Origin of the sequence: Pallidibacillus thermolactis, from assembly GCF_025660415.1 — a bacterium.
GTDB classification, from domain to species: Bacteria; Bacillota; Bacilli; order Bacillales; family Caldibacillaceae; genus Pallidibacillus; species Pallidibacillus thermolactis.
The window spans coordinates 1-26,073 of record NZ_JAOUSE010000010.1 but is presented as its reverse complement, the minus strand read 5'-3'; the positions used below and the strand labels follow the sequence as shown (position 1 = coordinate 26,073).

Below are 26,073 nucleotides of genomic sequence, written 5' to 3'. Positions count from 1 at the left end.
TAAGGTGAAAGGGGTACAGTTCAATCGGACAGTCTTTTTATTTGTATTAGCGCTTAATAAGAGGATTGGGAGAACACGAAAAAAGGGGGAGAACAAATGGAACAATCCTTGTTAGCTGTAAATTGGATTGCAACCATTGCTGTAGTTGCTTACGCAGCATATCTGTTTGCATACCTAATTAAAACAAGAGTTTCATATATTAAATTAGGGAAAAAGGAAGAATTTGACAACAATATTAAAGCGCGTTTAAAAAACATTGCAGTTTTTGTTTTCGGACAAAAAAAATTATTGAAAGATAAAAAAAGTGGCGCTATTCACGTAATGATGTTTTACGGGTTTATTCTTGTACAATTCGGAGCTATTGACTTTATCATTAAAGGATTAATTCCTGGAGCTCATTTACCATTCGGACCATTTTATCCAGGGTTTACATTTTTCCAAGAGCTTGTCACATTAATGATTTTAGTCTCTGTCATATGGGCATTTTATCGCCGTTATATTGAAAAGCTTGTTCGTTTAAAACGCGGTTTAAAAAATGGACTCGTGCTTATTTTTATCGGAACATTAATGTTAACGGTATTACTTGGCAACGGAATGACCATGATTTGGTTTGGTGAAGATTTAAGTTGGTCTGAACCGATTGCCTCTGTAATCGCTTTAGCGTTCGGTTGGATGAGTGAAGCAGCTAGCATTGTAGTATTTTATATTGCTTGGTGGATTCACTTACTTGTACTGTTAATTTTCTTAGTGTACATTCCGCAATCTAAGCATGCGCACTTAATTGCTGGACCAGCGAATGTATATTTACACAGACTTGATAAACCAGGTAAATTAAAGCCAATCGATTTTGAGGATGAAGATGCTGAATCTTTTGGTGTTGGTAAAATTAATGAATTTTCACAGCTATCACTAATTGATTTGTATGCGTGTGTTGAGTGTGGACGTTGTACAAATATGTGTCCTGCATCAGGTACTGGAAAAATGCTTTCACCGATGGATTTAATCGTCAAAATGCGCGATCATTTAACAAATTATGGTGCCGCTGTTACATCCCAGTCACCTTGGGTACCACAATTTATGTTCAATAATACAACAGGTAATCAATTGGCTATGCAAGCAAGCGGTCTAGGCGCACAGGAATCTGCAGCAACTTCGATCTATGATGTTAGCTTAATTGGTGATGTAATTACAGAAGAAGAAATCTGGGCTTGTACAACATGCCGAAACTGTGAGGACCAGTGTCCAGTTATGAACGAACATGTTGAAAAAATTATTGATTTGCGTCGTTACTTAGTTATGACAGAAGGGAAAATGAGACCCGATGCACAGCGGGCCCTACAAAATATTGAAAAACAAGGTAATCCTTGGGGCTTAAATAAAAAGGATCGCGAAAACTGGCGCGAACTTCGTGATGATGTGTATATTCCTACAGTTAAAGAATTGAAAAAAGAAGAGAAAGAATTTGAATATTTGCTCTGGGTTGGTTCAATGGGTTCCTATGATAATCGTAGCCAGAAAATTGCTCTATCTTTTGCAAAATTATTAAATGAAGCAGGGGTTTCCTTTGCCATTTTAGGAAATAAAGAACGAAACTCTGGCGATACAGCCCGTCGCTTAGGAAACGAATTTTTATTCCAAGAACTCGCTGAAAAGAACATAAAAGAGTTTGAGAAAAATGGCGTGGAGAAAATCGTAACCATTGACCCTCATGCTTACAATATTTTTAAAAATGAATATCCGGATTTTGGTTTTAAAGCTGAAGTTTACCACCATACAGAATTGTTATATAAACTCGTAAAAGAAGGTAAACTCGTACCGAAATATGAAGTGAACGAAACGATTACCTTCCATGACTCTTGTTATTTAGGTAGATATAATGATGTATACGACCCACCGCGTGAAATTTTAAAATCTATCAAAGGAGTCAAGTTGGTTGAGATGGAGCGTAATCGCGAGGATGCCATGTGTTGTGGTGCCGGTGGCGGTCTCATGTGGATGGAAGAAGAAACAGGACATCGGATAAATGTTGCTCGTACAGAACAAGCACTAAAAACAAATGCTACAACGATAAGTTCGGGTTGTCCATATTGCTTAACAATGCTATCTGATGGTACGAAGGCCATTGAAGTAGAAGATTCCGTGAATACGTATGATGTCGCTGAAGTATTAGAAAAAGCTGTTTTCGGTGAAAAAATGGAAATTGCATCATAAAAATCTTTGAAAAAATATTGAAAATTTATAACAATCTGTTAATCTAATATTAGAGAGCTATGGGGGAAGATGATCCCCCAATTTTTCACCACGAACTCCGAGCGAGCGTTCAGTCAACAATCAAAAGGCATTATAGGGATTTCCACACTTCTACTTCTATGTTCTACTTACAAGCATTCCAGTCATCTAGTTTAAGCAGAATTAAAATCATATAAGAAATAATGTTTTTTAGATAGGTGAAATATTCCATCAAGAGCAAAGATAACAAGTTTATTAAAAAATTTTCGCAAAATGTAAGCGATAACAATTTAAGGAGGATGGTTATGGGAAAGACGGTCATTTTAGAAGGGGCACGAACACCTTTTGGCAAACTAAATGGGGGATTAAGTTCTTTATCTGCTAGCCAATTAGGAGGAACTGCCATTACAGAGGCACTCAAGCGTGCGGATATAGGAGTAGACACGATTGATCATGTACTATTAGGTACGGTCTTACAAGGAGGGCAAGGACAATTACCATCAAGGCAAGCTGCGCGCAATGCTAATATTCCATGGGAAACAAAAACTGAAACAATTAATAAAGTTTGTGCATCCGGTATGCGCAGTGTTGCCTTAGCCGATTTACTCATTCGGGCAGGTGAAGCGAGCACAGTTGTTGCCGGTGGAATGGAATCGATGTCCAATGCTCCGTATGTTTTAAAAAAGGCGAGAACAGGTTATCGAATGGGGCATAGCGAGCTGGTTGATCTTATGATTTATGACGGATTAACGTGTAGCTTTACTGGAGCTCATATGGGGAATTACGGAAACGGTACAGCAGAAGAATTAGGTATTACTCGAGAGGAACAAGATGAATGGTCTTATCGTAGTCATCAAAGAGCACTTGCTGCTATCGAATCTGGGAAGCTCGGTGAAGAAATTGTTCCAGTTGAAATCCCACAACGTAAAGGAGAGCCTATGATAGTTTCGGTAGATGAAGCACCAAGAAAAGATACATCAATTGAAAAACTTGCAAAATTAAAACCAGCCTTTGATCCGAAAGGTACGATTACTGCTGGTAATGCCCCTGGTGTCAACGATGGTGCATGTGCGCTCGTATTAATGGATGAAGAAAAAGCAGAACAGGAAGGTAGAAAACCACTGGCCAAAATTTTGGCTAATGAATCGATCGCAGTAGAAGCAAAAGATTTTCCTAAAACACCGGGACTTGTTATCAATAAACTTTTAGAAAAAGTTGGTAAGACAGCTGACGACATTGACTTGTTTGAAATAAATGAGGCCTTTGCAGCAGTAGCTTTAGCTTCAATAAAAATTGCAAAACTTGATCCAGAGAAAGTCAATGTGAACGGTGGTGCTGTTGCACTTGGACATCCGATCGGCGCAAGCGGTGCAAGAATAATTTTAACACTTGCCTATGAATTAAAAAGAAGAGGCGGTGGGCTAGGTATCGCAGCTATTTGTTCAGGCGGTGGGCAAGGTGATGCGATTTTAATCGAAGTGCCAAAACAATAAATGTTCCTGTGATAGGCAAGACGTGGAATCAAATAGATTTTTCCAGCATAATGCCTTCTCTTTAGAAATACAACTTACCTTTCTCTACATTTACGAATTTCATAGTTTTTTTCTATAAATATTTAAATTTAATTACTTCATAAGGATTACTTCGTATTCGAGCAAACTCAAGGAGGTTTTTACACATGAATATAGAAAAAATTATGGTTGTCGGTGCAGGACAAATGGGATCAGGAATCGCACAAGTTTGTGCAACGAGCGGTTTTGAAGTTGTTTTATATGATATTCAAGAAGAGGCTGTAAGTAAAGGACTTGCTAATATATACAATTTGCTTTCTCGTCAAGTTGGCAAAGGGAAATTGAGTGAAGGAGAACGAAAAGAAATCATTAATCGAATTCAACAGTCCACAAGTTTACAAGATGCTCGCGATTGCCAGTTTGTGATAGAAGCTGCAGTGGAAAACATAGATGTGAAAAAAGATATTTTTAAACAGCTTGATGAAATGACAAGACCAGAAACGATTCTAGCAACCAATACATCTTCTTTACCAATTACGGAAATTGCTGCTGTGACGAATCGTCCGGAAAAAGTCATTGGAATGCATTTTATGAATCCAGTACCTGTTATGAAACTGATTGAAGTCATTCGCGGTCTAGCGACGAGTGATGAAACGTATGAAATCGTCAATAAGTTAGGTGAAAAATTAAATAAAGTACCAATTGAAGTGAATGACTTTCCTGGTTTTATTGCCAACCGCATTCTTCTACCGATGATTAATGAAGCCATTTACGCTTTATATGAAGGGGTGGCAACGAAAGAAGCCATTGATGACATTATGAAACTAGGTATGAATCACCCGATGGGACCACTTCAATTAGCGGACTTTATCGGTTTAGATACATGTCTTTACATTATGGAAACCTTACATGAAGGTCTTGGAGATGATAAATATCGACCATGTCCGTTATTACGGAAATACGTTAATGCTGGCTGGTTAGGTAAAAAGACAGGTCGCGGTTTTTACGTATATCAATAGATAAAAAATCTTTCCTCTTTATGAAATTTTTTAGGAAACGTTAACAAAAGGATTGCTTCTGCAATCTTCTGAAAGAAAGGAGGTTATATATATGGAATCAATACTTTCTAACACTAAACAAGATAACTTAGCTTCGGAAGAGCAACAAATGCTTATGGCGATGGTACGTGATTTTGTGAATAACGAAGTTGTACCATTCGTTCCAAATATGGAGAAGGGTGAATTCCCACGTCATTTAATCAAGAAAATGGGAGAACTTGGCCTAATGGGGATTCCCATCCCAACTAAGTACGGTGGAGCAGGAATGGATTTTATGTCGTATATTTTAACGATTTATGAAATTTCTAAAGTCAGTCCTGCTCTAGGTGTCATTTTATCCGTGCATACTTCGGTAGGGACGAATCCCATCTTATTTTTTGGAACGGAGGAACAAAAGCAAAAATTTGTACCAAAACTTGCTACAGGTCAATATTTAGGTGCCTTTTGTTTAACAGAGCCAAGTGCTGGTTCTGATGCTTCCTCTCTCCAAACGAGAGCAACAAAGGATGGGAATGAATATATCATTAACGGAAGCAAGATTTTTATTACGAACGGTGGAGAGGCCGATGTTTACATTGTTTTTGCAAAAACGAATTCAAAAGCCGGAAGCAAGGGTGTCTCTGCATTTATCGTAGAAAAAGGTACACCTGGACTTGTAATCGGTAAGGATGAAAAGAAAATGGGATTGAAAGGATCACGCACCGTACAACTGACCTTTGATCATATGCGTGTACCAGCAACGAATCTTCTTGGTGAAGAAGGGGACGGCTATAAGATTGCTTTAGCCAATCTTGATGCTGGAAGAATTGGCATTGCTGCCCAAAGTTTAGGAATTGCAGAAGGTGCCTTTGAACAGGCATTAGCATATGCGAAAAATCGTGAACAGTTCGGTAAACCTATTATCGTTAATCAAGGTGTTGGCTTTAAATTAGCGGATATGGCAACGAGAATTGAAGCGGCTAAACGATTAGTTTACCATGCAGCGGGATTGAAAAATCAAGGGAAAAGTTGTGCCAAAGAATCTTCGATGGCAAAAATGTTTGCTTCGGACACGGCGATGTATGTGGCGACGGAAGCCATTCAAATTCATGGGGGTTACGGATATACAAAAGAATACGATGTTGAACGGTATTTCCGAGATGCTAAGGTAACTCAAATTTATGAAGGAACAAATGAAATTCAAAAAATCGTGATCGCAAGACATCTATAAACAATGATTGTATAGAACAATATTTGTAAGTTTGCACCAATCAAGGGGGAAAAGGATATGAATTTTAAACTAACAGAAGAACATGAAATGATTCGAAAAATGGTTCGTGATTTTGCCATAAATGAAGTTGGTCCGACTGCAGCAGAGCGGGATGAAGAAGAACGGTTTGATCGTGAAATTTTCGATAAAATGGGTGAACTTGGTTTAACCGGTATTCCATGGCCGGAAAAATATGGTGGTATCGGTAGTGACTTTTTAGCTTATGCAATCGCAGTAGAAGAATTATCCCGTGTCGATGCATCTGTAGGGGTTACGTTATCCGCCCATACTTCTCTGGCAGGATGGCCAGTATACAAATTTGGTACGGAAGAACAAAAGCAAAAATATTTACGACCAATGGCTGAAGGAAAATCAATTGGTGCTTATTGTTTAACCGAACCAGGGTCAGGCTCTGATGCTGGAAATATGAAAACTATCGCACGAAAAGAAGGCGATCATTACGTTTTAAATGGATCAAAAATTTTCATCACCAATGGTGGTGTAGCAGATATTTATATTGTTTTTGCTCTAACAAATCCAGAATTAAAGCATAAAGGAACAAGTGCTTTTATTGTCGAAAGTAGTTTCCCTGGATTTAAAGTCGGTAAAAAAGAAGAAAAGCTCGGCATTCGTTCCTCACCTACGACAGAAGTAATTTTCGAAGATTGTATCGTACCAGCTGAAAACTTACTCGGTGAGGAGGGAGATGGTTTTAAAATTGCAATGATGACCCTCGATGGCGGGCGTAACGGCATTGCTGCCCAAGCAGTTGGCATAGCCCAAGGAGCCCTCGATGCAGCAGTGTCTTACGCAAAAGAACGTGAACAGTTTGGTAAACCAATTATGAAAAATCAAGGTGTGTCTTTTAAGTTAGCGGATATGGCAACGAATATTGAAGCAGCGAGACTATTAACCTATCAAGCAGCTTGGCTAGAATCAGAAGGTCTGCCTTATGGAAAAGCATCGGCCATGGCTAAACTATTTGCAGGGGATACAGCGATGAAAACAACGATTGAAGCAGTTCAAGTATTTGGTGGCTACGGCTATACAAAAGAATACCCTGTTGAACGTTTTATGCGTGATGCAAAAATTACTCAGATTTATGAAGGAACACAAGAAATTCAACGTTTGGTTATTTCGAGAATGTTATAGATTGTAAGATTGCAATAAAGGACGAAAAGGTTCGATTCGCACAAAAAATGAAGAGATCGCACACAAAAATGGTTATTTCGCACAAAAAATGAGGAAATCGCACGTAAAGAAGGCTATTTCGCACAAAAAATATGGAAATCGCACAAAAAATAGGCTAGTTCGCACAAAAACGATGGTCTAACTCTTTTAAGCCACTTGAAAAAGCTCATTTTAAATTAAAAATGTACAAAATCTTGTCCTAAAGACTTAAAAATTTAGAACTATCGTAGGTAGTTTTTTCAGTGGCCTTTTGTCTGTCAACCTACCTAGGAATGTGAGGTGGTTATTTGTCCGAAAAACAAAAGGTTCATGCCAATGTAAAAGATGAAAAACTGATCCAATTACGTAGAGAACAAATTGTCAAAGGAGCTATTTCTCTATTTAAAGAAAAAGGATTTCACCGTACCACGACTAGAGAAATAGCTAAACTTGCTGGTTTTTCCATTGGTACCCTATACGAATATATCCGTTCAAAGGAAGATATTCTCTATTTAGTTTGTGATCAAATTTATGATGAAGTACAGGAAAAAATTCAAAACGTTCTCAACTTAAAACAAGTAACAACGGAAACAATCCGGTTAGGAATTGCTGCTTATTTCCGTATTATGGATGAAATGCAAGATGAAGTGCTTGTTTTATATCAAGAAGCGAAATCGTTATCAAAGGATGCACTTCCTTATGTTTTAAAAAAGGAATTAAAAATGGTAGCGTTATTTGAACAATTAATAAAAGAATACACACATTACATTGGAATTGAATTACAAGAACATCAAATTAAATTATTGGCCCACAATTTATTTGTACAAGGGCAAATGTGGGGATTCCGTCGTTGGGCATTACACAAGGAATATTCATTACAACAATATACGGAATTACAAACGGAATTTTTTATTCAAACACTTCAATCTTTTGCCATAGCGAATAAATGACCAATCTGTTCTGTTCGTACCTACGAAGTTAAGAAAAATATAATAGATAATTTTATTTTGCCAAAATAAAACAATTACCTAACGGATATTCAAAACGAATCCCTGCTTTAGAAAGTATGAGAAGGAGTGGTGAGGTTGAGTAAAGTTGTATATAAAGCAAAGCACCCAATCCGATTTGTCTCCGCATCCAGCCTCTTCGATGGTCATGATGCATCCATTAATATAATGCGCCGCATATTACAAGCTTCAGGTGCAGAAGTCATCCATCTGGGACATAACCGTTCAGTAGAAGAAATTGTTAATGCGGCCATTCAAGAGGATGTGCAAGGAATTGCGATTTCTTCTTACCAAGGCGGTCATATGGAATTTTTTAAATACATGTATGACCTTTTACAAGAAAAAGGTGCCGGCCATATTCGTATTTTTGGCGGCGGAGGCGGTGTCATTTTACCGAGGGAAAAAAGAGAACTAGAGGCATACGGAATTGCTGGGATTTTCTCACCAGAAGACGGTCGGAATCTTGGTCTTCAAGGTATGATTAATAAAATGCTAGAAGAATGTGATTTTTCTACAGTAACCGAGGATTTATCTGCCAAAATTGAACAGTTAAAGGAAGCTGATAGTTATACCGTTGCCAAATTTATCAGCCTTGCTGAACATTTAGTAGATAAACGTTCACAAGGAGTGCAAAAGGAACTAGCTACAACGGCAGAACAAACGCTAGAAAGGATCAAGCAAAGTGCAAAAAACATTCCAGTAGTTGGAATAACAGGAACAGGTGGTTCAGGTAAAAGTTCATTAACAGATGAACTTGTCAGACGTTTTGTAAACGAATTCCCAGATAAAAAGATTGCTATCTTATCGGTGGATCCAACAAAACAAAAAACGGGGGGCGCTCTGTTAGGTGATCGTATCCGCATGAACTCCATTTTCTCACCACGAGTATATATGCGTTCACTGGCAACGCGCAATTCAAGAAGTGAACTTTCACTTGCGATTAAAGATGCCCTTGCTGTTGTGAGAGCGGCGAACTACGATTTAATTATCGTTGAAACAAGCGGAATTGGCCAAGGGGATGCTGAAATTCGGGATATTAGTGATGTTGCTCTATATGTAATGACAAGTGAATTCGGGGCTGCTTCCCAATTAGAAAAAATCGACATGATAGACTTTGCGGATCTAATTGCCATTAATAAATTTGAGAAAAAAGGTTCAGAAGATGCAAAGCGGCTGGTTCAAAAACAATATCAACGCAGCCATGAATTATTTGATCGTGATTATTCCGAAATGCCGGTATATGGAACGATCGCAAGTCAATTTAATGATCCAGGAACAAACGCTCTATTTGCTGCTCTCATTGAACAATTAAATGAGAAATGCGATCTTGATTGGGAAACAAAATATTCAAAAGAAGAAGTTTCAGGTAAACGCGATGTTATCATACCGCCAAGCAGAAGTCATTATTTACGTGAAATAGTGGATACGGTAAGAAACTATCATAAAAAGGCGGAACAACAGGTTGAGTATGCTCGCAACTTATTCCAAATAGAAGGGGCTATTAATCTAGCAAAGGATAAAGGTGATAGCGGAGCCATCATCCACTCGTTAGAAGTGTTAAAATCTGAAGTGGAAGCAAAACTAACGGAGCAGTCAAAGAAAATTTTACAAAAATGGGAAGAGTTAAAGGAAAAATATAACCAAGATCAAATCGTTACAAAAGTTCGCGATAAAGAAATTGTTACAGAACTAAAAACGAAAAGTTTATCTGGTTTACTGATACCAAAAGTTGTTTTACCAAAATACAAAGATTATGGCGAAATTTTAAAATGGGTATATAAGGAAAATGTCCCTGGTTCTTTTCCGTTTACCGCTGGTGTATTCCCATTTAAGCGGAAAGGTGAAGATCCAAAGCGTCAATTTGCCGGTGAAGGAACACCAGAGCGGACGAATCGCCGTTTTCATTACTTATCAAAAGACGATCCTGCCAAACGTCTCAGTACAGCCTTTGATTCTGTAACATTGTATGGGGAAGATCCAGATTGGCGTCCAGATATTTTTGGGAAAGTTGGCGAAAGTGGTGTTAGCGTTTGTACACTGGATGATATGAAGAAACTATTTAAAGGATTTGACTTATGTCATCCATTAACATCGGTATCTATGACAATTAACGGTCCTGCACCGATCATTCTTGCAATGTTTATGAATACCGCTATTGACCAACAAGTGGAAATTCAAGAAAAAGAACTCGGTCGTCCACTGACAAAAGAAGAATATGAAAAAGTTAAGGCGTATACACTATCAACGGTGCGCGGTACGGTCCAAGCTGATATTTTAAAAGAAGACCAAGGCCAGAACACGTGTATTTTTTCAACAGAGTTTGCTTTACGAATGATGGGGGATATTCAACAATACTTTATTGACAACAATGTTCGTAATTATTACTCGGTTTCTATTTCTGGTTATCATATTGCAGAAGCAGGTGCCAACCCAATTACCCAACTGGCTTTTACACTAGCGAACGGTTTTACGTATGTAGAATATTATTTAAGTCGCGGCATGCATATTGATGATTTTGCACCAAACTTATCCTTCTTCTTCTCTAACGGCCTTGATCCAGAATATAGTGTCATTGGCCGGGTAGCACGACGTATTTGGGCAATTGTGATGAAGGAAAAATACGGTGCTAATGAGCGCAGTCAAAAACTTAAATACCATATTCAGACGTCAGGTCGTTCACTGCACGCTCAAGAAATTGACTTTAATGATATAAGGACAACACTACAGGCGTTAATGGCCATTTACGACAACTGTAACTCCTTGCATACGAACGCCTATGACGAAGCGATTACTACACCAACGGAAGAATCTGTACGTCGAGCAATGGCAATTCAAATGATTATTACTAAGGAATACGGTTTAGCGAAAAACGAAAATCCTTTACAAGGTTCCTTTATTATTGATGAATTAACAGATCTTGTTGAAGAGGCTGTTTTACAAGAATTTGAACGGATTAACGACCGCGGAGGTGTCCTTGGTGCAATGGAGCATCAGTATCAACGCGGAAAAATACAAGATGAATCGATGTACTATGAAATGAAAAAACATACAGGAGAGCTGCCAATCGTCGGAGTCAATACATTCTTAAATCCTAATCCTCCTTCTGAGGAAGAAATCGATAATATGGAAGTTGCACGGGCAACAAAAGAAGAAAAAGAAACTCAAATTCGTAACTTGAATGAATTTAAAGAAAAACATAAAGATAAAGTCGATGCTGCATTGAACAAATTAAAAGAGGTTGCCATTTCTGGCGGTAATATTTTTGAAGAATTAATGGAGACCGTAAAAGTAGCTAGCCTCGGTCAAATTACCAATGCCTTGTATGAAGTTGGCGGACAATATCGAAGAAATATTTAATACAAAGTGGGCACTGATCAATCGTTTGTTTGACAGTGTCCTATTCTTTCATTGTATCAAAAGGACAGTCATAATCGTCGTTATTTTGAAAAAGGTGTTTCGAAAAACATTTGATTATTTAACTTTATGATGTAAACTATATGTTGAATAATCTTTTGAGAATGGAAGGGCTAAATATGAACCAATCTTTTAAATTGGGAAGTGAATGTTTTTTGAAAAAAAACCTTCTAGGCGTAGGTATTTTTATAATCACAGTTTTCATTACAATTTTCTTTTATCAGAAACAACTCGGTGCTATTCCTTTATTATTACTTGCCGTTTTTTTAATTTACCAATCTGTGAAGACTTTAAAAAATAATAAATAGTTTCTATAAAGTTTATGTAGCATAAATGGAAAACTTTTGTTTATAATGAATAATATGTCATTTTTTCGGGTAAAAATGTTTTCGAATTAAGAATTCCTAGATATAATTAGAGAACAAAAGCTTTTGTTAAGATAGAAAGGACGTGCAAAAGTGAATTTTAGCGAATTGACGAAAGAAGAGTTGCATGAATTGTCTTTAATTGAAATTACATATTATATTTTAAGTGAAAAAAAACAACCAATGGCATTTAATGATTTAGTAGATGAAATCGCTGAATTGTTAGGTAGTACGAAAGAAGAGATTGTTGATAAAATTGCCCAATTTTACACGGACTTAAACATTGATGGACGGTTCTTAAATGTTGGAGGAAATACATGGGGTATAAAAGCTTGGTACTCCGTTGATCAATTCGAAGATGATATCGTACCAACTGTCAAACGGAAGAAGAAAAAAGCGAAAATCTTGGATGATGAGTTCGATGATGAATTTGATGAACTGGACGATGAAGATTTAGATCTATATGATGATGAATTAGATGATGAAAATCTTCTTGATGATGACCTTGAAGAGGATTTAGACGATGTCGACGATGAATTTGATGAAGAGGATGATCTTTTAATCGATGATGAATTTGATGATGAAGAATTAGATTTAGATGAAGACATCAATGAAGAAGATTAACGTTTGATTTGACTGAAAGCGAACGGAAGGAAAATCGTAGCTTGACATTTTATCATTAAATCGGTATTATCTTACTTGGGCTCAGTAAAATTGGATAACATGAATGAAAAATACAAAATCAGCTCCCTTACATTTGTAAGAGGAGTTTTTTTGTTTTTAAAAGGGGACGATGGATAACTGTTTCAAACAAATTTAACGTTATAACAGTGATCCTGTCCCCCTGTATCATTTTCATGTTTTTGTAAAAAATAAGATAAGTAATTATTAAGGAGAGGTTTTAACATGACAAAGTATGTATTTGTCACAGGAGGCGTAGTCTCTTCATTAGGAAAAGGGATTGTTGCAGCTTCTTTAGGACGTCTATTAAAAAATCGTGGTTTGCGAGTGACGATTCAAAAATTTGATCCATATATTAACGTGGACCCTGGAACGATGAGTCCTTATCAACATGGTGAAGTATTTGTAACCGATGATGGTGCAGAAACGGACTTAGACTTAGGTCACTACGAACGTTTTATTGATATTAACCTAAATAAATACTCCAATGTAACAACAGGAAAAATTTATTCCCGTGTGATAAAGAAAGAACGTCGTGGTGAATATTTAGGCGCGACCGTTCAAGTTATTCCTCATATCACGAATGAAATTAAAGAACATCTATTCCGCGCGGGTAAAGATACAAATGCTGATGTTGTTATTACGGAGATCGGTGGTACAGTTGGTGATATTGAATCCTTGCCATTTCTTGAAACAATCCGTCAAGTAAAAAGTGAGTTAGGTTCAGAAAATGTTATGTATATCCATTGTACCCTTGTCCCTTATATTAAAGCGGCAGGTGAAATGAAAACAAAACCAACTCAACACAGTGTAAAAGAATTACGCGAGTTAGGTATTCAACCGAATGTGATTGTAGTTCGGACAGAAATGCCAATGCCGCAAGAAATGAAAGATAAAATTGCCCTCTTTTGTGATATTGATGCGAATGCAGTTATTGAATCAAGGGATGCAGAAACCTTATACGATATTCCGCTAGCAATGCAAGAACAAGGATTAGATACCCTTGTATGTAATCACCTAAAACTCGTTACTCATGAACCGGATATGACGGAATGGGTAAATCTAGTAAATAAAGTAAAAAATCTATCAAAAACTGTAAAAATTGCCTTAGTGGGTAAATATGTTGAATTACAAGATGCCTACATATCTGTTGTTGAATCAATGAAGCACGCAGGCTATTGTTTTGATACAGATATTGATATCGATTGGATTAACGCAGAAAATGTAAATGATGAAAATGTTGCTGATTTGCTTCGAGATGCAGACGGCATTATCGTGCCAGGTGGTTTTGGTGATCGTGGTGTAGAAGGAAAAATTTCCGCGATCAAATTTGCTAGAGAAAACAAAGTTCCATTCCTAGGTATTTGTTTAGGAATGCAATTGGCATCGGTCGAATTTGCTCGTCATGTACTAGGTTTAGAAGATGCACATTCCAGTGAGTTAAAACCTGATACAAAAAATCCGATCATTACACTATTACCAGAACAAGAAGATGTAGAAGATATCGGGGGAACTTTACGCCTTGGGTTATACCCTTGTAAATTACAAGAAGGTACAAAAGCGTATGCAGCCTATGAAGATGTACTAATTTATGAACGTCATCGTCATCGTTATGAATTTAATAATTATTATCGTGAAATGATGGAGGCAAAAGGATTTGTCTTTTCTGGTATCAGCCCAGATGGCCGATTAGTAGAAATAGTTGAACTAAAAGACCATCCATGGTTTGTTGCTTCCCAGTTCCATCCAGAATTTAAATCAAGACCAACAAAGGCACATCCTTTATTTAGAGATTTCATTGGTGCTTCTTTAAAAAATAAAGAAAATAAATAAATGGTCTGCCACGAATATATTTGAAGATCTATTTAAACATAATAACGGGTAATTAATAGGGATTGGCTCTTCAACAAATAGAGTCAATCCCTTTATTTTAGATACTACTCATAATCCTCTACCATATCATCAATGATTAATTTCATATGATGATAAACATATAAAGTAGCAAGTAAGTATGGGAATCCTTTTCGTTCACCGGTCATTGTCGGCACAAGTCCTTTATCTAAATTCAGATCAACGAAAGCTTGGGCAATATCTTCAATAGGATTTTCCTGTTTCGGATCCTTGACCCCAATAACCATGAAGCCGACTTGCATTTCATGTAATGCCTGTGCAAGTTTTAAAACTTTCTCACTTTGTGCATTTTTGGTCACGATTAAAACCCGATCAGCTGTTGATAAACTCGGCAAGTTCTCCTCTGTCAACTGTTCGACTTTTGGAAAAGGATCTCTTCCGTATTTTGCTTGTAAATAAATCCCTTCTAATTCCTCTTCTGCATATATGTAAATGGAACCCTCGCCAACGATTGCTTGTGCTAATAGCCTTGCCCCATCTTCAATATCTAATTCCTGTTGATCAATTTTTTGTAAACGCCCAATTAATTGGGTAGTGAAAATTTTTTCCAAGTTAATCCACTCCTTCATCTATATTCTAGCAAAAAGACGTAGGGAACAAAATGGTACAGAATGTGACAAAAACATAAACACTTGAACGATCGTTTCAACTTAATTGTTCAAGCATAAGGAAAAAGTCATTTCGTTCATAAACTGTTGAAATCTAAAAAGGATTTAAGGTAACATTGTCGAAATTAGTATACGGTGGAAAAATAAAGAAAAGCGGAGTCTCTCCCTTTTTGTATTGAAAAAGTTAGTGTAGGCAGGAAAAAGGATTTGAAAAAATTTATTGAAACGGTTGAAGGGAGAATGAAGTGATGAGCAAAGGCAAAATATTAATTGTTGACGATCAGTTCGGGATACGGATTTTATTAAATGAAGTTTTTCAGTTGGAAGGGTATCAAACGTATCAAGCTGCCAATGGTCCAAAAGCGATTGAACTTGCGAAGACCCATAACCCTGACCTAGTTTTACTTGACATTAAAATTCCAGGTATGGACGGATTAGAAATTTTAAAAAAGCTGAAAGAGTTTAATCCGTCAATACAAGTGATTATCATGACGGCATACAGCGAACAAGACTTAATTAATGAAGCCCTTGAAACGGGTGCACTGACCTATTTTGCTAAACCTTTTGATATAAATGAAGTAAAAGAAGCAGTAAAAAATTATATCAATATTGAAACTTTATCTTAAAAGATTTATCTACACGAATATTATCTTTAGAATAAAAAGCATCATGTTGACTCACTCTAAACATGAAACAAAGCACTTTTAACCCGTTTTTCCCTCTCTTCTCAATGGGAGTCACCAGTCCCTTTGACAGAAAAAGAAATGGGTACTTCAGAGAAAATAGGAGGAGTCAACATGAAATTTTTTATTGATACGGCTAATCTGGACGAAATTAAAGAAGTCTATGAATATGGTTTTATCTCCGGTGTGACGACCAATCCCTCCCTTGTGGCTAAAGAGAAAGATGTTACTTTTGAACAACGGCTTAAGGAAATTTCGGAAATTGTAACTGGGTCCGTTAGTGCCGAAGTCATTGCAACTGATACGGAAGGTATGTTAAGAGAGGGAAGAGAATTAGCTGCTATTGCTCCAAACATAACGATAAAAGTTCCGATGACAAAGGATGGATTACGGGCTGTTGCAACCTTTGCGAAGGAAGGGATTAAAACAAATGTCACGCTTATTTTTTCTGCAGGACAAGCGTTGTTGGCAGCTCGAGCTGGAGCAACTTACGTATCTCCGTTTTTAGGACGCCTCGATGATATCGGACATAACGGTCTTGATTTAATTTCGGACATTGCTTCAATTTTTGCTGTCCATCAAATTGAAACGGAAATTATTGCTGCATCAATCCGCCACCCAATGCATGTTATTGAAGCAGCAGTAAGAGGTGCACATATCGCTACCTGTCCATACAAAGTTATACATCAATTATTTACCCATCCGTTAACCGATCAAGGTATTAAAAAATTTTTAGCTGACTGGAACAAACGATAGAGTAAACTCGAGGTCGCTCCGTTTTTGACTTTTTTTGCTTTCACCTTTTTTTATGGAAAAGATCTTTGATTCCTTAGCCATCTTCTTCCTCCTTCTCATAAATTCCAAATTTATTTATTGAAAGACTACCCCGAATAAATGAAATGGGTAATAAAACGCATGTAAACAAGCAAATTGCTAAAAAATGTAAAAATTGTTATAAGATTGTGTACAAACAACGAATTCGGTTGATAATAGAAAATGGATAAGTTGAACTACAGTGCAAGAAATGTTATAAACAAAATGAGTCTTAATTTTATGGATCTAGATTATGGCTAAAATATGAATATATACTCTTGGCAATACAAATGAATGCAATAAACGTTAAACATATCTTTTAATGCTGAAAAGGGGAGTCCAAATGGAAAAAATAAAAATTCGAGGCGGTCGTCCTTTAAAAGGGACTGTTAAAATCAGCGGGGCAAAAAATAGTGCCGTAGCTCTTATTCCTGCAAGTATTTTAGCAGAATCGCCAGTAACAATTGAAGGTTTACCGGAAATTTCTGACGTTGAAATCTTAAAAGATTTGCTAGAAGAAATTGGCGGACGTGTAACGTTGAATAATCATGAAATGACCATTGATCCAACAACGATGACATCTATGCCTCTTCCAAATGGGAAGGTAAAAAAGTTACGCGCATCTTATTATTTGATGGGAGCAATGCTTGGTCGTTTTAAAAAGGCCGTCATTGGTTTACCGGGTGGTTGTCACCTTGGACCGCGTCCCATTGATCAACATATAAAAGGTTTTGAAGCACTTGGTGCAGAAGTGACGAATGAACAAGGAGCCATTTATTTACGTGCAGAAGAACTAAGGGGAGCGCGTATATATTTAGATGTCGTTAGTGTCGGTGCCACAATCAACATTATGTTAGCTGCCGTTCGGGCAAAAGGGAAAACAATTATCGAAAATGCAGCAAAAGAACCAGAGATTATAGATGTGGCGACATTATTATCTAATATGGGTGCGAAAATTAAAGGTGCAGGAACCGATACGATTCGAATTGAAGGCGTTGAACATTTAAGTGGTTGTCGACATACGATTATCCCAGACCGAATTGAAGCTGGTACATATATGATATTAGCTGCAGCACAAGGTGATGGCGTATTAATTGATAATGTAATCCCTAATCATCTAGAATCACTCATTGCCAAGTTACAAGAAATGGGCGTATTTGTCGAAACATCTGCTGATCAAGTATTTATATCACGGGCAAGTCAATATAATCCGGTAGATGTGAAAACGTTAGTATACCCTGGTTTCCCTACAGACTTGCAACAACCAATGACAACCCTTTTAACAATGGCAGAAGGGACAAGCGTTGTTACGGATACTATCTATTCTGCACGGTTTAAACATATTGATGAATTGAGACGAATGAATGCCAACATTAAAGTGGAAGGTCGTTCTGCAATCATTACAGGTCCAGTTCCATTAGAAGGAGCAAAAGTAAAGGCAAGTGATTTACGGGCAGGTGCTTCTTTACTAATTGCTGGAGCAATGGCCAATGGTATAACGGAAATTACCGGTGTGGAACATATTGACCGAGGATATAGCCATGTTGTTGAGAAGCTACAAGGGATTGGTGTTGATATTTGGCGAGAAAAACTAACTGAACAGGAAATGAAACAAGTAGAACAATCATAAGGCAAGTTTTAGACGTACCCCAAGATAAAAATTCCAATGACTGAAAATCCGATGTTCGAGGATGGAAATATTGTGCTATAATGGTTTACGAATTATAACGTATAACTAATAGGCCAGGGGGAGCAAATATGGAGAGAAGTTTATCAATGGAACTAGTACGTGTAACTGAAGCCGCAGCATTAGCCTCTGCAAGATGGATGGGGAGAGGTATGAAAAATGAGGCGGATGATGCTGCAACTACAGCTATGCGGAACGTATTAAACACTGTTCCTATGAAAGGTACGGTCGTTATTGGTGAAGGGGAAATGGACGAAGCTCCAATGCTTTATATCGGTGAAAAGTTAGGAACTGGTGTAGGACCAGAAGTAGATATTGCCGTTGACCCTGTAGAAGGAACAAACATTGTTGCGTCAGGCGGTTGGAATGCATTAGCCGTACTTGCTATTGCTGATCGTGGTAATTTATTGCATGCACCAGATATGTACATGGATAAAATTGCTGTCGGACCTGAGGCGGTAGGTCAAATAGATATCAATGCACCGGTGATTGATAACTTAAGAGCTGTTGCCAAGGCAAAAAATAAAGACATTGAAGATGTTGTAGCAACCATTCTAAATCGACCACGCCATGAAAAAATAATACATGAAATACGAGAAGCAGGTGCACGAATTAAATTGATTAATGAAGGAGATGTGGCAGGAGCAATTAACACAGCCTTTGATCATACAGGTGTCGATATATTATTTGGAAGTGGTGGTGCTCCTGAAGGTGTTATTGCTGCCGTAGCTTTAAAATGTCTCGGCGGTGAACTCCAAGGTAAGTTGCTCCCACAATCCGATGAAGAAGTTGAACGTTGTAAGAAAATGGGCGTAGACTATACAAGAACATTGTTAATGGAAGATTTAGTAAAAGGTGACGATGCGATTTTTGCTGCATCTGGTATTACCGATGGCGAACTTTTAAAAGGTGTCCAATTTAAAGGGACTTATGGGACTACCCATTCTCTTGTTATGCGGGCGAAATCGGGTACCGTTCGCTTTATTGAAGGACAACATAGTCTGAAGAAAAAACCAAACCTTGTTATCAAATAATAAAAACGCAATGCATCCCCAATTATGTTCATTTTGTGAACATAATTGGGTGTTTTAACTCCGTATCACTTTTCACTACTGATTGGACTGACCAATATCAATATCTTTACTCTGTTTATTCATTATAAATTTACTCTTCTACTCTATTGAAGATTGTGTTAATATTATGTTGGACGTTTTCATGTAAGATAGAGAGAATTTAGATTATTAAAAATGTTAAAATATAGTGAGCTGCCTCAACAGCATCCTGTTAAAAAAGCTTCTATTATTATCCTTCTCTTTTGACAAACCCAGTTCGATCATACCCTTTGTAAAAATAAAAAAGTGTGGTGTATATAAATTTGGAAGATACAAATTTAACAATTGCTCAATTAGAAAATATGAAATTAAAGGAATTATATGAACTTGCAAAACAATATCAAGTTTCCTACTATAGCAAATTAACAAAAAAAGAATTAATATTTTCGATTTTAAAAGCACGGGCTGAAAATGAAGGATACTTCTTCATGGAAGGTGTCTTAGATATTATTCAGTCAGAAGGATTTGGATTTTTACGTCCGATTAACTATTCACCTAGCTCAGAGGATATTTATATATCAGCTTCACAAATTCGTCGTTTTGATTTAAGAAATGGTGATAAAGTCTCGGGAAAAGTTCGTCCACCAAAAGAAAACGAACGTTATTTCGGTCTTTTACATGTGGAAGCGGTTAACGGTGAAAACCCAGAGATTGCGAAAGAACGTGTCCATTTCCCAGCATTAACCCCTTTATATCCTGACCGTCAAATAAAATTAGAAACACATCCACATATCATTTCGACACGTATCATGGATTTAATTACGCCGGTTGGATTTGGACAACGGGGATTAATTGTTGCTCCTCCAAAGGCTGGTAAAACAACACTATTAAAACAAATAGCTAACAGTATCACGAAAAATCATCCAGAAGCAGAATTGATTGTTTTACTCATCGACGAACGTCCAGAAGAGGTGACAGACATTGAACGTTCGGTTGATGCTGAAGTGGTGAGCTCAACTTTTGATGAAGTACCAGAAAACCATATTAAAGTTGCTGAACTTGTTCTCGAACGTGCGATGCGTCTTGTTGAACATAAACGGGATGTTATCATTTTAATGGATAGCATTACAAGGCTAGCTCGTGCGTATAACTTAGTGATTCCACCAAGTGGAAGAACGTTATCAGGAGGAATTGATCCGGCTGCCTTCCACCGTCCAAAACGATTCTTTGGGGCGGCAAGAAATATTGAAGAAGGCGGTAGCTTAACTGTACTTGCAACAGCTTTAATTGATACAGGATCACGTATGGATGATGTGATTTATGAAGAATTTAAAGGTACAGGAAACATGGAACTACATCTTGATCGCAACTTGGCTGAACGTAGAATCTTCCCAGCCATTGATATTAGACGATCCAGTACCCGAAAAGAAGAACTATTATTGCCAAAATCTCACCTTGATATCCTATGGGCGTTGCGTAAATCATTGACTGACACGCCAGACTTTGTTGAGAAATTTTTAAGAAAACTGCAACAATCAAAAACAAATGATGAGTTTATTGATATGGTTACAAATGAACTAAAAAACAACGGTGTCCATAAAAGTCGTTAATGAAATGTGGACATGTTTCCGTAGATGTAAGATATGAAACTGTACTTGCAAATGTTTACTTGAAATTTTTGACAAATTTAAAGAAATATTGATTTTTAAAACTGACCTTGCTATAATTGACTCAGTGTTTTTTGAATAAAGACTTAAATTAACTCTGTTTCAGTATGATTCAGGGCAGAAGGAGTTGAAAAGGATGAAAGCAGGTATCCATCCAAATTACAAACGCGTTATGGTTAAATGTGCTTGCGGTAACGAATTTGAAAGTGGATCAGTTAAAGATGAAGTGCGTGTAGAAATTTGTTCTGAATGCCATCCATTCTATACTGGTCGTCAAAAATTCGCTAAAGCAGATGGACGTGTTGAACGCTTCAACAAAAAATACGGCATTAAGAACTAATTGCTTATTGAAGCAAAAACAATCTGTACTTTATATAAAAACAGGCAAGGAATGCTTAAGTCTTGCCTGTTTTTTTATGGCGAGAATCTACGATTAATTGTAAATATATTTTTATCATCGATTCACTATACTTTTATATTGGCCATAATAATAACATGAGTTTTAGTTGAAAAGGTTAATCAAGCGTATTAAAAAAACGCCGTTAGTATTAAACGCTTGGTTCATGAAATTTTAACAAACGTTGATACAAATACGATTTTGATCAATTGTTCGATTGGATACTGGTTCGTGAAAAATCGTTTTACATATCTTATAATAAATGTTGTGAAAATTTAATTATGAAAAAAATAGTTTTCGTGATTGCACGTATCGTTTATGATAGAGTATGGAACAAATAATAGTACAGTCAAATCGTCGTTGAAAAACAACTTGTATAATATAGAGAAGAATTTTTCTTATTGGAAGGAAGGGCGTCCATGTATGTAATGAAGCAATCTGGTTGGATTGAGGTTATTTGCGGCAGTATGTTTTCTGGTAAGTCTGAGGAACTCATTCGTCGAGTACGCCGCTGTCATTTTGCTAAACAAAAAGTAGCTGTTTTTAAACCGAAAATCGATGACCGATACAGTACGGTTGAAGTTGTTTCTCATAATGGTGAATCCATTAAAGCGACTCCCATTGCAAATGCGAGTGAAATATATAACCATATCACCGAAGAAACAGACGTGATTGCCATTGATGAAGTACAATTTTTTGAAAAAGAGATTATAGAGATTACACAGAATTTAGCAAATAGTGGCTTTCGTGTCATTACAGCAGGTCTTGACCAAGATTTCCGTGGCGAACCTTTTGGCCCGATCCCAGTACTTTTATCAATTGCAGAACAGATTACAAAGCTACAAGCTGTTTGTACAGTCTGTGGTTCTCCAGCCTCCAGAACCCAACGTTTAATAAATGGTAAACCTGCTTCTTATTATGATCCTGTCATTATGGTTGGTGCCAGTGAAAGTTACGAACCTCGTTGTCGTCATCATCATTATGTACCAGACCATCCAAATGAAGATAAAATGAATCAACGAAAAGTGATAAAATCAGTGGAATAATGTTTAAATGATCGAATAAAGAGGTGAACAACATTGTCAATGTTTGATCGACTACAAGCAGTAGAGGAACGATATGAACAATTAAATGAATTGCTCAGTGATCCGGATGTTGTGAGTGATCCTAAAAAATTACGAGAATATTCAAAAGAGCAATCCGATATTCAAGAAACGGTAGAAACTTATCGTGAATATAAAACGATCTCAGAACAGTTAAAAGATGCTAAATCTATGTTAGACGAAAAATTGGACGCGGAAATGCGTGAAATGGTGAAAGAAGAAATTCATGAGTTAGAACCGAAACTTGAAGAGCTTGAAGAAAAATTGAAACTACTACTTGTTCCAAAAGATCCGAATGATGATAAGAACGTTATTATGGAAATCCGTGGTGCTGCTGGTGGGGATGAAGCTGCTTTATTCGCCGGCGATTTATACCGTATGTATACAAAATATGCGGAATCTCAAGGCTGGAAAATTGATGTCATTGAGTCAAATCAAACTGGCATTGGCGGCTACAAAGAAATCATTTTTATGATTAATGGTCATGGTGCGTATTCAAAATTGAAATATGAAAATGGTGCTCACCGTGTGCAACGAGTACCAACGACAGAATCTGGCGGTCGTATTCATACATCTACAGCAACCGTTGCAGTATTGCCTGAAATGGAAGATGTTGATGTAGAAATTAATGAAAGTGATATCCGTATTGATACGTATGCAGCAAGTGGTGCTGGTGGACAGCACGTAAACACGACAATGTCTGCTGTGCGACTTACCCATATCCCAACAGGTATTGTCGTAACATGTCAAGATGAACGTTCTCAAATTAAAAACCGTGAAAAGGCACTTAAAGTATTACGGGCACGGATTTATGATATGTATCAACAACAAGCACAAGCGGAGTATGATGCTAACCGAAAATCTGCCGTTGGTACAGGTGATCGTTCTGAACGTATTCGTACGTATAACTTCCCGCAAAACCGCGTAACAGACCATCGCATCGGCTTAACTATTCAAAAACTCGACCAAATTTTAGAAGGAAAGCTTGATGAGATTATTGACGCGCTTGTTGTGAATGAGCAGGCAGCTAAATTAGAAAATGAAGGATTATAAAATGAAACAAGTATACGAAGCTCTCCAGTGGGCTTCGTCTTTTTTAAAGAAACATGGTCGAGAAGAAAATGTGGCATACATTGCGATGGGGTATGTTATGGGAATGGATCGAGCACAACTGTTGGCCCATCTTCGAAAAGAAATTTCAAGTGATGAGTGGCGATCTTTTAAGAATTTAATTTTAAAACATGCCAATGGGGAGCCAATTCAATATTTAATCGGTTATGAGGTATTTTATGGTCGGAAGTTTCTAGTTAATCCGAATGTTTTAATCCCTCGTCCAGAAACAGAAGAATTAGTGTACGGTATACTAGAACGAGTGAAAAAACGGTTTAACGTTGCATACAAGAAGGAACATGTTGAGGTAGAAGAAAGTAGGCCATATTTAGACTGTGTCGATATCGGTACGGGCAGCGGTGCTATTGCGATCACATTAAAATTAGAGATGCCAGAGTTACAAGTAACAGCAACAGACATTTCGAAAGGTGCACTCACGGTTGCATGGGATAATGCAAAACGTCTAGGAGCTGAAATTCATTTTGTAGAAGGTGACTTATTAACGCCGTTTATTGGTAAAAAACGTTTTGATGTGATCGTATCTAATCCGCCGTATATTCCGTTAACAGATCGAAAAGATTTATCTGAAGTTGTGAAGGATCACGAACCTGCATCGGCTTTATTTGGTGGCCTTGATGGTTTAGAACTATACAGAAAAATGATACGTCAACTACCGAAAGTGATGAAGCAGCAGGCTTTAATTGGCTTTGAAATTGGAGTCGGACAAGGTAACGACGTAGCTAACCTACTGAAAGAACAATTTCCCCTTGCAGATATTGAAGTCGTTCAGGATATTAACGGGAAAGAACGAATGGTTTTTGCGTTTGTAGAGTAAGGCTAAGATGGGCAATTATTTTGTCTTAGATTGGCCAGGGATAGAATAGAGATAGGCCAAAAGTAAATTGTTGATTGAACAAAGATGATAAGGAAGCTTAATTTGTCTTAAGTTTCTCCTGAACTAGTTTGTCCTAATGAAGTGGTGAAATGTCTTCGAGAATGGCGAGCGAGGACAAAATGGAGGAAATTGAGCAAAAATGTCTTCAAAAATAGTCATGGTAGATAAACTTTAAAGTTGTCAAATCACAAAATCCCTTTGATCAAAGCGAGTTGTATTCAGTTGATGAAACGATCCTGAGAGAACAACTATGGAAAATTATACTAATGCTATTTTTTCAAATGTACTTATTTAAAGAGGAAAACAGGTTAAGTCATATAAATTCCCTAAAATATGTATCTCCTATACAAAAATAAAAGCTAACAAGGTCTATAAAATGCTTGTTAGCTTTTTCTTATATTTTAACCAAGAAACTAGAGTGCAACTTTGCCTTCCCTGGTCACCCCAAAATTCCATCAAACATCGAACCTATAAAAGCAACGATTTTTTGAAATAATTCGACGATGAAAAACTTTTTTTCCACTTCTTTCTCTTCGTGAACAACAATCTCTTTGATTTCTGGTTGTGCATCTGTCTCGTTATCCGGTTGACCATTTACATCTATTGCCTCAATCTCATCATTTTCCGAACGCTTTTCTGCCTTCGCTATTTCACTATCTACGCTAGCTTCTTCCTCAACCCCTTCGCTTACTGCTGTTCCACTAGAAAAATCAAGAAAACATAATGGAGGGAAAAGAACACACCACCAGTTGGCACCTTTACCTTCACCAATTGTAATTAAAACTGCCTCATATGTTCCAGCAGGATATAACAAATTTCCATATAACTTCGTAGGAAATGCAACTTCACTAAACTCTATATCTATGGTTTGGTTTATACCTTCTTCTTCTAAAACTTCATAAGCAATTTCTTGTAATTCATCTAAGTTCTCAACAATAATGGTTCGCGCATCTTCTAAATTTGTTAGATCACTTACCCATTCCGTTATTTGTTCGTTTACTCTGTCACGGACCATCCTTTTAATCTCTTGATCTGTTTCAGAATTGCTATTGGCTAAAATTCGTAAACGAATGGCATTGTTGGGGATAATTTGAATATCACCGTTTTCTGTGGCAGCCCAACTTTTTGGTATATATAAACTTAAAATACTAGCAAAAGTAAGTAATATAAAGAAAAATGCAATGGCATGGGTTAGTCTCTTTCTCATGTAATCCTCTCCCTTCTGTCAAACAGTCTTAACCAAATCTAGCAATCTTATACATCAGAAATTTAAATTTTAATTTGGGAGAGAATGGATGAACATAAAAAGCCTCATACATAATAATGATGAATAAGTCAATGTATGAGTAAAATTATTGTGGGCAAAATTTAACCCCCTCATTTGTTGAGGGAACGTTAGAACGCTCAACAAATGAGGGGGCCACCAAGCGAAAGCGCGGTAGTTAATAAGCAAATAACATGAA

General features: G+C 37.1%; 20 protein-coding genes. 18 read left to right on the top strand and 2 right to left on the bottom strand.

Going from position 1 to position 26,073, the window contains the following annotated elements; genetic code table 11:
* The first annotated feature begins 96 nt into the window (after positions 1-96).
* From OEV82_RS05470 to OEV82_RS05430, 9 genes are all read left to right on the top strand, one after another.
* Positions 97-2,211 carry a (Fe-S)-binding protein gene (locus OEV82_RS05470; RefSeq protein WP_263061283.1) on the top strand — a complete coding sequence of 705 codons (2,115 nt, stop codon included), beginning with the start codon at positions 97-99 and terminating at the stop codon, positions 2,209-2,211.
* A 323-nt stretch (positions 2,212-2,534) separates the two neighbouring features.
* Positions 2,535-3,722 carry an acetyl-CoA C-acetyltransferase gene (locus OEV82_RS05465; protein WP_263061282.1) on the top strand — a complete coding sequence of 396 codons (1,188 nt, stop codon included), beginning with the start codon at positions 2,535-2,537 and terminating at the stop codon, positions 3,720-3,722.
* Positions 3,723-3,907: 185 nt separating this feature from the next.
* Positions 3,908-4,759 carry a 3-hydroxybutyryl-CoA dehydrogenase gene (locus tag OEV82_RS05460; RefSeq protein WP_173659600.1) on the top strand — a complete coding sequence of 284 codons (852 nt, stop codon included), beginning with the start codon at positions 3,908-3,910 and terminating at the stop codon, positions 4,757-4,759.
* 91 nt (positions 4,760-4,850) lie between these two features.
* Positions 4,851-6,008: an acyl-CoA dehydrogenase gene (locus OEV82_RS05455; RefSeq protein ID WP_263061281.1), complete on the top strand. Its 1,158-nt coding sequence runs from the start codon at positions 4,851-4,853 to the stop codon at positions 6,006-6,008.
* A gap of 57 nt (positions 6,009-6,065) precedes the next feature.
* Entirely contained in the window at positions 6,066-7,199 is a 1,134-nt protein-coding gene (locus OEV82_RS05450) for an acyl-CoA dehydrogenase (RefSeq protein ID WP_263061280.1), read from the top strand.
* Between the two features lie 326 nt (positions 7,200-7,525).
* Positions 7,526-8,167, top strand: a complete 642-nt coding sequence (locus OEV82_RS05445) for a TetR/AcrR family transcriptional regulator (RefSeq protein ID WP_263061279.1) — start codon at positions 7,526-7,528, stop codon at positions 8,165-8,167.
* A gap of 135 nt (positions 8,168-8,302) precedes the next feature.
* A complete protein-coding gene (gene icmF, locus OEV82_RS05440) occupies positions 8,303-11,581 on the top strand; it encodes a fused isobutyryl-CoA mutase/GTPase IcmF (RefSeq protein ID WP_173661115.1) in 3,279 nt (1,092 codons plus the stop codon).
* A gap of 515 nt (positions 11,582-12,096) precedes the next feature.
* On the top strand, positions 12,097-12,627 hold the full coding sequence (gene rpoE, locus OEV82_RS05435; protein WP_263061278.1) for a DNA-directed RNA polymerase subunit delta: 531 nt from the start codon (positions 12,097-12,099) through the stop codon (positions 12,625-12,627).
* 282 nt (positions 12,628-12,909) lie between these two features.
* Entirely contained in the window at positions 12,910-14,517 is a 1,608-nt protein-coding gene (locus OEV82_RS05430) for a CTP synthase (protein ID WP_173659739.1), read from the top strand.
* Between the two features lie 104 nt (positions 14,518-14,621).
* On the opposite strand, the gene OEV82_RS05425 is transcribed toward OEV82_RS05430, so the two are convergent.
* Complete coding sequence (locus OEV82_RS05425) at positions 14,622-15,146, bottom strand: DUF2529 domain-containing protein (RefSeq protein WP_263061277.1); 525 nt, start codon at positions 15,144-15,146, stop codon at positions 14,622-14,624.
* A 305-nt stretch (positions 15,147-15,451) separates the two neighbouring features.
* Between OEV82_RS05425 and OEV82_RS05420 the strand changes: the two genes are divergently transcribed.
* The 9 genes from OEV82_RS05420 (at position 15,452) to prmC (ending at position 24,550) form a co-directional block, all read left to right on the top strand.
* Entirely contained in the window at positions 15,452-15,829 is a 378-nt protein-coding gene (locus tag OEV82_RS05420; RefSeq protein WP_263061276.1) for a response regulator, read from the top strand.
* A gap of 171 nt (positions 15,830-16,000) precedes the next feature.
* Positions 16,001-16,642 carry a fructose-6-phosphate aldolase gene (gene fsa, locus OEV82_RS05415; protein ID WP_263061275.1) on the top strand — a complete coding sequence of 214 codons (642 nt, stop codon included), beginning with the start codon at positions 16,001-16,003 and terminating at the stop codon, positions 16,640-16,642.
* Positions 16,643-17,042: 400 nt separating this feature from the next.
* A complete protein-coding gene (locus OEV82_RS05410) occupies positions 17,043-18,329 on the top strand; it encodes a UDP-N-acetylglucosamine 1-carboxyvinyltransferase (RefSeq protein WP_263061274.1) in 1,287 nt (428 codons plus the stop codon).
* Between the two features lie 128 nt (positions 18,330-18,457).
* Entirely contained in the window at positions 18,458-19,420 is a 963-nt protein-coding gene (gene glpX / locus OEV82_RS05405; protein ID WP_263061273.1) for a class II fructose-bisphosphatase, read from the top strand.
* Positions 19,421-19,761: 341 nt separating this feature from the next.
* Positions 19,762-21,048, top strand: coding sequence for a transcription termination factor Rho (rho, locus tag OEV82_RS05400; protein ID WP_377701423.1), 1,287 nt, complete (start codon positions 19,762-19,764; stop codon positions 21,046-21,048).
* A gap of 193 nt (positions 21,049-21,241) precedes the next feature.
* A complete protein-coding gene (gene rpmE / locus OEV82_RS05395; protein WP_161919150.1) occupies positions 21,242-21,445 on the top strand; it encodes a 50S ribosomal protein L31 in 204 nt (67 codons plus the stop codon).
* Positions 21,446-21,921: 476 nt separating this feature from the next.
* Entirely contained in the window at positions 21,922-22,548 is a 627-nt protein-coding gene (locus tag OEV82_RS05390) for a thymidine kinase (protein WP_173658083.1), read from the top strand.
* A gap of 39 nt (positions 22,549-22,587) precedes the next feature.
* A complete protein-coding gene (gene prfA, locus OEV82_RS05385; protein ID WP_173658085.1) occupies positions 22,588-23,658 on the top strand; it encodes a peptide chain release factor 1 in 1,071 nt (356 codons plus the stop codon).
* Position 23,659: 1 nt separating this feature from the next.
* Positions 23,660-24,550 carry a peptide chain release factor N(5)-glutamine methyltransferase gene (prmC, locus tag OEV82_RS05380; protein ID WP_263061272.1) on the top strand — a complete coding sequence of 297 codons (891 nt, stop codon included), beginning with the start codon at positions 23,660-23,662 and terminating at the stop codon, positions 24,548-24,550.
* A 499-nt stretch (positions 24,551-25,049) separates the two neighbouring features.
* Here prmC and spoIIR read toward each other — a convergent pair whose 3' ends face one another.
* Positions 25,050-25,817 (bottom strand): stage II sporulation protein R, encoded by a 768-nt coding sequence (gene spoIIR, locus OEV82_RS05375; protein ID WP_263061271.1) that lies wholly within the window; start codon positions 25,815-25,817, stop codon positions 25,050-25,052.
* Positions 25,818-26,073 lie beyond the last annotated feature (256 nt).